This is a genomic window from Terrabacter sp. Ter38 (assembly GCF_024519435.1).
Classification (GTDB): Bacteria; Actinomycetota; Actinomycetes; order Actinomycetales; family Dermatophilaceae; genus Terrabacter.
Window position 1 is genome coordinate 116831 of sequence record NZ_JALJRZ010000004.1, and the last position, 12135, is coordinate 128965.

General features: G+C 74.3%; 12 protein-coding genes. 1 reads left to right on the forward strand and 11 read right to left on the reverse strand.

Annotation, left to right across the window (positions count from 1 at the left end):
• The first annotated feature begins 1 nt into the window (after nt 1).
• Complete coding sequence (locus NR112_RS10315) at nt 2-415, forward strand: RidA family protein (protein WP_256794057.1); 414 nt, start codon at nt 2-4, stop codon at nt 413-415.
• On the opposite strand, the gene NR112_RS10320 is transcribed toward NR112_RS10315, so the two are convergent.
• The 11 genes from NR112_RS10320 to NR112_RS10370 all read right to left on the reverse strand — a co-directional run bounded on the left by NR112_RS10320 (nt 408) and on the right by NR112_RS10370 (nt 12049).
• Complete coding sequence (locus tag NR112_RS10320) at nt 408-1574, reverse strand: VWA domain-containing protein (RefSeq protein WP_256794059.1); 1167 nt, start codon at nt 1572-1574, stop codon at nt 408-410. The genes NR112_RS10315 and NR112_RS10320 overlap by 8 nt on opposite strands.
• Nucleotides 1571-3796, reverse strand: coding sequence for a DUF5682 family protein (locus NR112_RS10325; RefSeq protein ID WP_256794061.1), 2226 nt, complete (start codon nt 3794-3796; stop codon nt 1571-1573). The genes NR112_RS10320 and NR112_RS10325 overlap by 4 nt, the downstream gene beginning before the upstream one ends.
• 4 nt (nt 3797-3800) lie before the next feature.
• On the reverse strand, nt 3801-4898 hold the full coding sequence (locus tag NR112_RS10330) for an AAA family ATPase (RefSeq protein ID WP_256794063.1): 1098 nt from the start codon (nt 4896-4898) through the stop codon (nt 3801-3803).
• Entirely contained in the window at nt 4895-6415 is a 1521-nt protein-coding gene (locus tag NR112_RS10335; protein WP_256794065.1) for a DUF5691 domain-containing protein, read from the reverse strand. The genes NR112_RS10330 and NR112_RS10335 overlap by 4 nt, the downstream gene beginning before the upstream one ends.
• Nucleotides 6412-7719, reverse strand: coding sequence for an SWIM zinc finger domain-containing protein (locus NR112_RS10340; protein ID WP_256794069.1), 1308 nt, complete (start codon nt 7717-7719; stop codon nt 6412-6414). The genes NR112_RS10335 and NR112_RS10340 overlap by 4 nt, the downstream gene beginning before the upstream one ends.
• Before the next feature lie 114 nt (nt 7720-7833).
• Nucleotides 7834-8088 carry a MerR family DNA-binding transcriptional regulator gene (locus NR112_RS10345; protein WP_256794071.1) on the reverse strand — a complete coding sequence of 85 codons (255 nt, stop codon included), beginning with the start codon at nt 8086-8088 and terminating at the stop codon, nt 7834-7836.
• Nucleotides 8089-8402: 314 nt separating this feature from the next.
• On the reverse strand, nt 8403-8579 hold the full coding sequence (locus NR112_RS10350) for a hypothetical protein (RefSeq protein WP_256794073.1): 177 nt from the start codon (nt 8577-8579) through the stop codon (nt 8403-8405).
• Nucleotides 8580-8680: 101 nt separating this feature from the next.
• A complete protein-coding gene (locus NR112_RS10355) occupies nt 8681-9349 on the reverse strand; it encodes a B12-binding domain-containing protein (RefSeq protein WP_256794075.1) in 669 nt (222 codons plus the stop codon).
• 154 nt (nt 9350-9503) lie between these two features.
• Nucleotides 9504-9746 (reverse strand): hypothetical protein, encoded by a 243-nt coding sequence (locus NR112_RS10360; protein ID WP_256794077.1) that lies wholly within the window; start codon nt 9744-9746, stop codon nt 9504-9506.
• Between the two features lie 63 nt (nt 9747-9809).
• Complete coding sequence (locus NR112_RS10365; protein ID WP_256794079.1) at nt 9810-10802, reverse strand: hypothetical protein; 993 nt, start codon at nt 10800-10802, stop codon at nt 9810-9812.
• Between the two features lie 281 nt (nt 10803-11083).
• Nucleotides 11084-12049, reverse strand: coding sequence for a peptidoglycan-binding protein (locus tag NR112_RS10370; protein WP_256794080.1), 966 nt, complete (start codon nt 12047-12049; stop codon nt 11084-11086).
• Nucleotides 12050-12135 lie beyond the last annotated feature (86 nt).

Genomic DNA, 12135 nt, shown 5'->3' on the forward strand with positions numbered 1-12135 from the left:
CATGAGCCGACCCACCAGCGCCGTACGCCTCATCAGGGCCGCCGCGCTCACCGACACCGCGCCCTACGCGTATGCCGCGACGACCGAGGCCAACGCCCGGCTCCTCTTCACGGCGGGAGCCTGTCCCCTCGACGAGTCCGGCGCGACCGTGGCACCCGGCGACATCGCAGGTCAGGCCCGGCAGTGTGTGGCCAACCTCGTGACCGCCCTCGACGCGGCCGGCGGGACACTGGCGGACGTCGCCTACACGCGCGTCCTCGTGGCGACGACCGTGCGGGAGGATCTCGTGGCGGCGTGGACCGTCGTCCACGACGCCTTCGGCGAGCACGAGGTGCCCAGCACCCTGCACGGCGTCACCGTCCTCGGTTACCCCGACCAGCTCGTGGAGATCGAGGCCGTCGCGGCCCTCAGGTAGCCCGCTCGGGCTCGTGGGTGGTGACGATGTCGTTGGCCGCGGCCCAAGCGGTGATGTCGCGCTTCTCGATGGCCGTCGCCATGAGGTCGGGGAACTGGTCCGGGGTGCACGCGAAGGCCGGCACCCCGACGGCGGCGAGGGCCGAGGCGTGGTCGGCGTCGAAGCTCGGGCGCCCCGAGTCGCTGAGGGCGAGCAGGGCGACCATCGTCGCGCCGGACGCGACGATCGAGGATGCGCGTCGGACCATCTCCTCGGCGACTCCGCCCTCGTAGAGGTCGCTGATGAGCACGAGGATCGTCTCACCCGGCTGCTCGATCAGGCCCTCGCAGTAGGCGAGCGCCTGGTTGATGTCGGTGCCTCCGCCGAGCTGCACGCCGAAGAGCACGTCGACGGGGTCGTCGAGCACGTCGGTGAGGTCGACGACGGCGGTGTCGAAGACGACGAGGCGGGTCTCGACCGAGCGGAGCGAGGCGAGCACCGCACCGAAGACGCTGGAGTAGACGACGGACTCGGCCATCGAGCCGGACTGGTCGATGCAGAGGATGATCCGCCGCTCGACCCGGTGTGCCCGCCGGGCGTGACCGACGAGCCGCTCGGGCACGACGGTGCCGTGCTCGGGCTGGTAGTGCTTGAGGTTGGCCGCGATGGTGCGGTTCCAGTCGATGTCGGAAGCCTTCGGGCGCCGGGTGCGTGACGCCCGGTTGAGCGCGCCGGAGACGGCCTGCACCGTCTCGGAGCGGAGCCGCTCCTCGAGCTCGTCGGTGACGACGCGGACCACCGCCCGCGCCGTGGCGCGCGACCGCTCGGGGATGACGCGGCCCAGCCCGACGAGCGTCGTGACGAGGTTGACGTCGGGCTGCACGGCCTCCATCAGCTCGGGCTCGAGGAGCAGCTGGGTCAGGCCGAGGCGGTCCATCGCGTCGTGCTGCATGACCTGCACGACCGACGACGGGAAGTAGCCACGGATGTCGCCGAGCCATCGCGCGACGCGTGGCGCCGATGCCCCCAGACCGCTGCGGCGCTCGCCGTCGTAGAGCTCGCGCAACGCCTCGTCGCGCTTGAGGTCGTCGGCATCGAGGCTCGCACCCTCGCCGATGCCGTCGGACTGGTCGCCGCCGAGGACGAGGCGCCAGCGGGTGAGCCGGTCGCGGTCGGTCATGAGGCCACCTCCATCCCCAGCAGCCGGGCGACCTCGGCGATCGCGGGTGCCGCCCGGTCGAGGTCGAGCGAGTCGGTCGACGACGGGGTCGTACGCGTGCCGCTGGCGAGGTCGCGCAGGTGCGTCCCGATGAGGCGGCGTTCGGCGGGCTGGTAGCGCGAGAACGTGCGGCGCACGAGCGGCAGGAGGTCCTCGAAGGCCTCCTCGGACGCGCCGACGAGCCACTCGTCGATGATCGAGAGCAGGTCGTCGCCGTGGACGAGGAGCAGGGCCTCGCCGGTGAGGAAGCCGTCGAGCCAGGCCGCGGCAGCAGGGGCCGGGGTGCCGGGGGAGAGCCGGCGGCTCAGGCGCGCGGCCGCCTCGTCGTGCGCGAGGTGCCCGCCGTCGAGCAGCAGCCGGTTGACGCGTCCGGCGACGGCGCCGTGGATGGCCTCGTCGCGACCGACGGTCACGAGCGCCTCGGTCCACGGGTCGCGCAGGTCGTCGCGGTCGACGAGCGCCACACCGCGGTGGGCCGCCTCGAGGGCGGCACGCATGGCGGCCGCGCTGTCGTCGTCGAGGCTCGAGCACGCGGCGCGGAGCCCGACGGACGCGCGCACGACGACGGTCTGGAGCACGCGCGCCACGTCGGCGACGTCGACTCCGCGCACGTCGCCGTAGCGGCACGTCCGCGCGAGCGGCTCGACGGTCTCGAGCAGGGCCTGGGTGTCGTGCTGGCGGGCCGTGCGCTCGGCCAGCGCGGCCACGACGGCGCGCAGTCCCTCGGGCAGGTCGGCGAGGAGGCACTCCTCGATGAGCCTTCCGAGGACGCGGAGGTCGGCCGCCTCCCGCGCCTCCTCCGCGATGCGGGACTCGGCGGCGCTGCGGACCGTCGTGCCGTGGAGGCTCGCCTCGATGACGGCGACGGCGAGCTCGGGTGTCCACTCGAGCTCCCACGCCTCCTTGAAGGTGCCCGTCGTGCGGCCGGCGTCGACCTGCGTGCCCCACGGGACGTCGAGGACGGCGAGTCGGTGCAGCAGCACGGACCGGGCGAGCTGGGACTCGCGGCGCAGGTCGAGCCGCACGACCGTCGAGGTCGCGGACGCCTTGAGCCGCAAGGTCTTCTGCTGCTTCGCGAGGTCCCCGGCCAGCGGCACCGTCGGGGTCGACTCGGGCACTCTGCCGAGCAGCTCACCGATGACGAGCGTGCGGTCGACGAGCCGCAGGGGAAGGTCGGAGCCCTCCGTGAGGACTGCCCGTGCGGCATCGGTCAGCTCGGCGAGCCCGACCGAGGGCCGGCCCCGTACGGCGGCGAGCGCGGCCGCGAGACGGGTCGCCTCGACGACCGAGGCGGTCGAGGCATCGAGGTCCTCGCCGCGCAGGGCCCGTGCGACGCGGACGAACCACGACGGCACGACCTCGTCGTCGGGGGTGACGAAGAGGTGGTGGTACCAGCCGGGCGAGCGGACCCCTGCGCCGTAGCCACTGGCATACGACAGGCGCTCGGAGCTCCACGGCGCCCACGTGGCGGCGACCTTGACCTTCGGCAGCTTGCTCATGAGCGCGGTGTCACGGCTCACCGGCGGGAAGGATGCGGGGTCGAGGGCCGGGGCGTGGTAGGCACCGCACACGACGGCGACGCGCTCGCGTCCGCCACGCATCTCGGCGCGGATCACTCTGCGCATGAAGGCTTCTCGGCGCGCGTCGTCGTCGACCTCGAGGTCGACGCGGACTCCCTCCATCGCTTCGCGGAGGTGGGCGAAGTGGGCGAGGGACGACGTGCGCCGGTGCTCGACGGCGTCCTCCCACCAGCGCTCGGGGTCGTCGTAGCCGGCTGCCGACGCGAGGGCCGAGATGGGGTCGAGGCGCCGGCCCGGACGACGCGGAGCGTCCTCGGAGTCGCCGCCGGCGAGGTGGTGCGTGGCGGGCAGGTCGGCGAAGCGCACGTCGACCCCGTGCTCGAGGGCCCACCGCAGCGCCACCCACTCCGGGGAGAAGACGGCGAACGGGTAGAACGCCGCCCGCCTCGGCTCGTCGACGGCGTAGACGAGACCGGCCACGGGCGGCACGAGGTCGGCGTCTGCGGCGAGCGGGACGAGCGCGTCGAGCTCGGGGGGCCCTTCGATGACGACGACGTCGGGCAGCAGTTCGTCGAGGGCGCGGCCGACGGACCGCGCGGAGCCCGGGCCGTGGTGCCGGACGCCGAGCACCTCGACCCGCACGTCCACCCCTGGAACGCTCATGGGCTCAGCCGAGCTCGCGGCACGCGCGGTAGAGGTCGGTCCACTCCGACCGGTCCTTGACGACGGTCTCGAGGTACTCCTGCCACACGATGCGGTCCTGGACGGGGTCCTTGACGACCGCACCGACGAGGCCGGCCGCGACGTCGTCGGCCCGGACGACGCCGTCGCCGAAGTGGGCCGCGAGCGACAGCCCGTTGGTCATGACGGAGATGGCCTCGGCGGTCGACAGGGTCGCCGACGGCGACTTGACCGTGGTCCGCTGGTCCGCGGTGACCCCCGAGCGCAGCTCGCGGAAGATCGTGACGACGCGCTCGATCTCGGCGAGGGACTCGAGGCCGGGCGGCAGCTCGAGCGAGCGGCCGAGCGAGTCGACCCGGGTGCGGACGATCTCGACCTCCTGCGCCAGGGTGTCGGGCAGGGGCAGCACGAGGGTGTTGAAGCGGCGCTTGAGGGCCGACGAGAGGTCGTTGACCCCCTTGTCGCGGTTGTTGGCGGTGGCGATGACGTTGAAGCCCTGCTGCGCCTGCACCTCCGAGTCGAGCTCGGGGATCGGCAGGTGCTTCTCCGACAGGATCGTGATGAGGGCGTCCTGGACGTCGGCCGGGATGCGCGTCAGCTCCTCGATGCGCACGAGGGTGCCGGTCTCCATGGCTCGCATGACCGGGCTCGGCACGAGCGCGCCGCGCGTCGGCCCCTCGGCGAGCAGCCGCGCGTAGTTCCAGCCGTAGCGCAGCGACTCCTCGGGCGTGCCGGCCGTGCCCTGGACGATGAGGGTCGACGAGCCGCTGACGGCGGCCGCGAGGTGCTCGCTGACCCACGTCTTGGCCGTGCCCGGGACGCCGAGGAGCAGCAGGGCCCGGTCGGTGGCCAGGGAGGCGACGGCGACCTCCATGAGCCGTCGTGACCCGAGGTATTTCGGCGTGATCTCGGTGCCGTCGTCGAGCGTGCCGCCGAGGAGATAGGTCGTGACGGCCCACGGTGACAGCCGCCAGCGCGGTGGGCGGGGTCGGTCGTCGGAGGCGGCGAGGGCGGCCAGCTCGGCGGCATATGCGTCCTCGGCGTGGGCGCGCAGGACCGTGGTGGGAGAGAGTGATTCGCTCATCTGAAGGCCTCGGTGATCGATCGCTTGACGGAGTGGAACTGGAGCAGGTTGCGCAGGTTGGTCGTCAGCGTGTGGTCGGCGCCGGTGGACTCGAGCCAGCGCTCGACCGCGTCGAGCGCGGCGGGGTGCAGCCCGGCGACGAGGTAGGGCAACGTCGCCACGACGATCGCCGAGCCCTGGGGTGCGGCGCGCAGCCGGGACACGAGCGCGACGCTGTAGTCCGCCGACCACGGGGGCTCGACGGCCGCGATGACGGCGGCCGCGTGGTGCGGCTTGGTGTTCGTCGCGTCGACGCGCCGCAGCACGGCCCGCTCCCGCAGCTCGCGCGGGAGGGCGGGCACGAGCGTCGGGTCCCAGCCGCCGTCGAGCAGGGCCGCCGCCCACTCGGGGTCGCGTCGGACTCGCGCGGCACGGCGTATGCCGGCCAGGGCGTCCGTCGCGTGCGCGTCGGTGAGGCGCTTGACCGTTGCCACCGGACCGGCTCCGGTCAGCTCGGCCCAGAGCTCCAGCGGGGCGCCGGCGCAGAGCTGCTCGAGCCACCACCCACGGGCGGAGCGGCGCGGCGGGGGCTTGCCGAGGCCGTCGCGCACGGCGTCGGGGTCGGGCTCGTCGGGCAGGGTCACCTCGACGGCGCGACCGAGCAGGCCACTGCGCCGCACGAGCGGTCGCAACAGTGCGGCCATGCGGGCGGCCCGGGCCGAGCCCGGCAGGGCGTCGAGCAGCTCGGCCGCCAGCTCGCGGACGCTGGCGGCCCGGTCGTCGAGGGCGTCCTCGAGCAGTGGCTCGTCGTCGGGGCCGAGGGCGATGCGCAGCGCGTCGAGGTGTGCCCGACGATCGCGTGCCGCGTCGGTGGCCCAGGTGGCGCGGACGAGGTCGCGTGCAGCAGCCGGGTCGTGGGCCCGGACACCCGCGAGCACGGAGACCCGGTCGGTCGAGGGCAGCCTGGCCCAGTCGTCGGCGTGCGGCGCGGTGCCGGTGGTGCGCGAGGCGGTGCGCGCCTCGGCGCCGGCGGAGGCGTCGGCGACCCACGACCACTCGTCGCGCAGCCCGGCCAGCCATCGTCCCCGTTCGTCGAGCACCGCGGCCGCCGGGCGTCGCAGCTCGCGCGCCCCGGTGGCGAGCGCGATCACCGTCGGCAGCAGGGCGTGCGGCACCCGGCAGTCGGCGTCGTCGGCGGCACCCAACCAGTGCGCGAGCAGGGCGCTGCGCTGCTGGGCCCCGGCCGGGGGCTGGGTCATGACGAGCTCGAGCAGCTGGACGGCCCGCCGCGGAGCGACGGGGCGGTGGTCGTCGGGGGCGGCTCCCGGTGGCTCGGTGTGGTCGAGGCGCCGTCCCGCGCGGACGGCCGCTCCGCCCAGCGCCGCGGCGTCGAGGAGGGCCTCCTCGCGGGAGGACTCGCCGGAACGTCCCAGGACGCCGGCGCTCCCGAGGTCGGGCAGCGGGGGCACCGGCCGGCGCGCCGTGCCCAGCAGCGCGGCGTTGCCGATGTCGCGCCACCACGTGTCGAGGTCGCTCACAGTCCGACCACCTCGCCGTCGAGCACGACGGTGAGCGGCCGCAGGCGGGTCTCCTCGAGCTCGCCGAAGAGGCGTGCCGGCTCTCCGCCGGTCAGGGCGAGCAGCGACCACACGTCGGCGTCGTCGGTCAGGGGGACGCTCGCACCGTCCGCGTCGACGACCCGGTCGACGCCGACGCGCACGTCGGACAGGACGACGGGGATGCGGCGCGCCCACGGGTTGCGCCCCCAGGTCTCGGCCGCGGCCGACCGCGCGTCCTCGAGGGACGCACCGGACGGCATACGCACGTCGCCGTCGGAGACGGTGGGCTCGTGGACGAAGAGGGCCCGCCGCACGGCGGCACCCGGATAGCGTGCGAGCGTCGCGTCGAGGCCGGAGCCGACGATGCGCGCGACCGGCAGCACCTGGCCCCCGGCCGCGAAGTCGAGCACCTGCACCGTCTCGCCGGTAGCGCTGCCGCGCAGCCACGTGCGCTGCTGCTGGAGGCGGCCGTCGTCCGTGCGATGCGCGCCGAGGACGAGCCAGCGGTCGGTCACGGCGTCGCCCCGGCGCACCGACTCGGTGCTCGTCGACCAGCCGAGGTAGGCGCGCAGGTCGCCGAGCCGGGCCTCGTCGAGGGACTCGCGCCCCGACCAGGCCCGGGTGGCGGTCCACCATCGGCCGAGAGCGACGAGCAGCCGCTCGGCCCAGTCGGGGCGACCGGTCACGGCGCCGCCGACCGAGCGCACGTCGTCGGCGAGTCCGGGCAGCTGGGCGTCGACGAGGCGCGCGGCCGTGCCGTCCCACCACGCGTAGGACTGGTGCCGGGCGGCTGCCGTGCCGCTGCGCGCGAGGTCGGTGAGCCACCGCGCGAAGTCGTCCATGCCGTCGTCCATGAGGGCGAGCCGCTCCTCGAGGCGCTTCGCCGCGGCTGCAGGGTCGGGGGTCCTCGGCGGGCGGGCGGCGTCCCCCGCGGCCTTCGACTCGGCCCGGGCCGAGCGCTCTGCTGCCCACTCCTGGGCGAACCCGGCCACCTCGGTCGCCTCGGCGACCGACCCCGACCCGTCGACCCAGAGGATCAGGAGCGCGAGCCCGTGCTTGCACGGGAACTTGCGGCTCGGGCACGAGCACCGGAACGCCGGCGCCGTGAGGTCGATGCTCACCTGGTAGGGCGTCTTGCCCGACCCCTGGCACTTGCCCCAGAGCAACGTCTCGGTGGAGCCGGTGTCGGACCACGGCCCCGGGCGCGCGAGCCTCCGGGCAGCGGCCAGCGACGAGGCGTCGGGAGCCAGACCGGCCACCTGCTGGGAAGTCCATCGCGTCATGACTCGCACATCATGACCGACACCTCCCACACCCGTGGGCGGACCGCCGTATGCCGTGTCAGCGCGTGCCGTGTCAGCGCGTGCCGTGTCGGCGCGTGCCGTGTCGGCGCGCGGTCAGGCGTCGCCGGCCGCGCTACGGGTGCGGTCGGCGTCACCCTCGCGGACGAGCCGCTCCAGGTGCGCCATGACGCTGGCGCGCTCGAACCGCCGGTGACCGCCGGGCGTCCGGGTCGAGGCCAGCAGGCCCACCCGCGCCCACCGGGTGATGGTGGCCGGAGAGACCCGGAAGATCCGGGCGACCTCGTGCGGAGCCATGAGCTCCCGGTCATCGCCGTCGTGCCCGTGGCCGGATGAGTGTGCTGTCGCCATGGTGCTGCCCCTGTATCCCCTGTGCGCCACGTCCCCCGACGCGCGATCAACCACACCATACCCACCCTTGGCAGCCGCCAGTCGGCGAACCGAGCGACGGGCCGGGAGACCGACAGGGCCGCGTCGGCGGGCCTGACCTCGAGGCCGCGTGCGAGGTGGGCAGCAGCCCTGCGGTGACTAGAGGTGCGCGAACGTCGCGATGCCGGCAGAACCGAGCCCGACGAGGATGCGGCGGTACTCGCGGCTCGCGGGGAGGCGTCCGGCCGAGGTCATGCGCTCGACGCCAGGTCGTTCAGATCGTGCGCACGCCTCGCTCAGCCGGCCATCCTGACCACGACGGTGATGAGGCCGGCGACGAGGAGCGCGGCGGCGGCGATGCCCGCGAAGACGAGCCCGATCCGCGGGTCGCGGCCCTTGCGGCCGGGTCCCTCGACGGGCTCCGACCCGACCTGGTCGACGAGGTGCTGCGGGCCGTTCGGTCCTGCGTTCATGGGAGCTCCATCGGTCGGGTCCTGCGGTCACGGTGCCTGGGCACGGCAAACGAGCCTATCGCCGAACAGGTCACGCGCGTCGTGGGCGGGCCGGCCCGTCGTCAGACAGCCGCGGACTCGTCGATCTCCCTGGCGGAGTCGCCGAGGGCCGCGTGGAGGGTGCGGGCGCCGCGGACGGGGTCGCCGAGGAGGCGGGTCGCGTGGCAGAGCTGGGCGGCGTCGTCGGTGGCGCCCGCCGCCGCGACGTGCACGGGCGTGGAGCGGGCGACGCGGCGCAGCGCGGGCGCGTGGGCGGCGAAGGCGGTGGCCCGGCGTGCCGCGACGACGACGACCTCGGGCTGGAGCGTCCGGCAGGTCAGGGCGAGCTCTGCGGAGGGTGTGTCGGCCCCGAGGTAGCAGGTGCGCCAGCCGAGGCGCGAGAGCACGATCGCGGTGGCCATGAGCCCGAACTCGTGCTGCTCGCCGGGCATGCACGCGAGCACGGCGAGGGGACCCTCGGGGCGTTCGTCGGCCCCCATGAGCACCGAGAGCCGCGAGCGCAGGACGTTGCTCGCGAAGTGCTCCTGGGCCACGCCGATCGACCCGGTCGACCAGCGTTCGCCGAGCTCCTGGAGGTAGGGCAGCACGACGAGGGAGAGGGCGTCCTCGACGCCGAGCTCGTCGAAGACCTGGGTCAGCACGCGGTGGCCGCCGGTCTCGTCGAACGCCTCGAGCGTGTGCTCGAGGTGGTTCATCCACTCGCGCGGCGTAGTGCGGGGCGACGTCGGCATGGCGGGCTCCTCACCGGCGGGACGGGGACCCGGGACGTCACCCGGGTCCGAACTGACGCGACGTACCCAGTCGGGCCGTCGTCGTCACCGACCGTGACCCAATCGTGGCCGGGCGCGCCGCACCGGCACCAGCGAGCCGGCCCGGGGGCTGACGCTAGAGGTCGCTCATCATCGAGACGGAGCACGACCCAGCTCGCGTGGGCACGTGGTGCGGGGTCGACGCCGACGGCAGGCGCACGTCGGCGAGGGATGTCGTGACGACGGGGGCGGCCGGGGCCGCCGTCCGGGGAGCGGCGACGGCCGACGATCCGGCCAGGGCCGTGAGGGCGACGAGTGCCGAGCCCGCGACGGCGGTCAGGGCGCTGCGACGGGTCAACCTGCTGCGGCGCGTGTCCATCCGTCCAGTGTGCGCCCGTCCGGCCGCCGGGTCCATGGGTGACCCGGCGGCCGGACGGCCTCGTCATCCGGCCGGGAGGCGGGTGACCCAGAAGGGTGCCGTGTCGGGCGAGGGGATCCCGAAGCGAGCGTTGACGACCCACAGCGACCCGAGCGCGGCCGTGGCGGTCGACGGCACGTCGAGTCCGGCGTCGGTGAGTGTGGCGACCCACCGGCCCCGCAGCTCACCGGCGTGGGTGTGGAGCCGCACGACGCTGACGTCCTGGGGGCCGCTCCCGCGCACGTTGTAGAGGGTTCGGCCCACGAGCTCCAGCCCGTCGCCGCTCGTGATCGGCGGTCCTCCGGAAACGGGGATCTGGCGGGCGACGCCAGACGATCCGTCGACCTGCCAGAGGCCTCCCACGCGGCTGTGGTTCAGGACGATGGGTCCGTGTGGCAGGGTGCGGACTCCGTTGGCGTTGAAGGTGTTCGGGGGACTTGTCGGCCAGTCGCCGGTGAGGTTCATGAACTCGGCTGGGGCCCCGGACGGGCGGCCGAGGCGGGTGAGTCGCACGATCGTGAGGCGGTCGACGTTCGAGTCGGTGGCCCACACCGCGCGACGGGTGACGACGAGGTCGTTGAGGAACCCGGCCCCGGGGACGACGGTGTCGCCGACGACGGCTCCCGACCGGGCGTCCACCGCCCAGACGTGTCCGACGGCGCCGAGCGAGCCCACGGCCCAGACGAGCCCGGTGCGGGCGTCGAAGTAGAGGCCGCGCAGCGAGCGACCGGCCTCGGGAGCGAGGAGCGTGCGGACGACTCCGGTGCGGAGGCTGCCCGTGACGATGCGCCCATCGGCCACGGAGCCGACGTAGAAGGTCGCTCTGGGGCCGGACGTGATGCCCTCGGGGCGGGTCCCGACCGGCAGGTCGAGGCGCGCCGGGAGGCGGCCGCGGCGATGGCCCTGCTCGGCGGAGGCGACGGGAACAGTCAGGGCGGTGACGGCGACGGCAGCAGCCGAGCCGAGGACGAGGCGACGCGAGGGAGTGCCATGGTGCACGGCGAGGTGGTTGTCCATCCTCCATGGTGAGCGGACGGCCAACCGGAAATCGAGGGGCGTCCGGTGAACCTTTGGCCCGGGTGTGTCGTTGCATCGGGCCGCCGCACCCGGAGACCAGGACGTACGCCGCCGGGCCAGGCCCGGCCAGGCCAGACGTCAGCGGCAGAGGTCGAGCTGAGCGTCTGCCCGGCGTCCCCTAGAGAGGCGTCGAGGTCGGCGTCGGAGTCGGGGAGGCCGATCTTCTTCTTCATGAATCCGTCACGCACGTCCCCCGCAGCGGTACCTGAGAAGGGCTGCCGTCAGGCGGTGAGCGTGGCCCAGGTGCGTGCGCCCACGATGCCGTCGGCGGTGAGGCCGCGGGACTGCTGGAAGGCCTGCGTCTTCGTCGCGGTCATCGCGCCGAAGACGCCGTCGGCGGTGAGGGTGTAGCCGCGGTGGGTCAGCAGCTTCTGTGCCGCGACGACGGCCTGGCCGCTCGATCCGCGCTTGACGGCGACGACGAGTGCCGACCACGTCTTCGGTCCGACGACTCCGTCGGCCGTGAGGCCCGTGGAGCGCTGGAACGAGATGACGCGGCCCTGGGTCGTCGGTCCGAAGGAGCCGTCGACGGTGAGGCTGAACCCGCGCTGGCGCAGCAGGTGCTGGATGGCCGTGACGCGGAAGCCGCTCGCCCCGCGCTTGACCGTGGTCCAGGCGATCGGGGCGGGTGTCGGGGTGCCGACCCCGCCGCCGATCCGCTGGGCGAGGGCCGCGAGGCGAGCGTCCCCGGGACGGACGTTGATCTCGAAGTGCATCTCGTCCTTGCGGCCCGAGTAGTCGCCACCCCAGCGCACGACTCCGTTGCACGCGTTCAGGATCGAGCGGATGTGCGAACGCTGCGTCGCCGTGAAGGTGCCCGACGTGCCGAGCGGGTGGCGCGGGGCGTTGAGGTCGATGGCCGTGCCGCTCGAGTGGTTCGACAGGGTGGTGCTGCCCGAGATCGGTCGGTAGCTGTGGCCCCAGCACCAGCCCTTGACGAGCGACTCGACCTCGCTGTTGAAGCGGCGGGCGACGTAGCCGAGGACGACGTGGACGTCACCACGGCGGACGCCGGCCGGGAAGGTCGCGGCACCGACAGCCAGGGTGGCCAGCGGGACGGTCGACGACGAGCCGGCGGGCCAGCCGTTCTGCGACGTGGCGGCCTGGGCAGCGGTGGCCGTGGCGGCGACGAGGCCGCCGCCGATGAGGAGGCCGCCGGCGCCGCGGATCAGCGTGCGGCGCCCCACGGCGGGACTGGAGGTTTCGTGGAGCTCACACATGACGACCCCTGAGCGTGTGTCGGTGGCTGGACGCGGGCGCGTCCGCAGCGCCG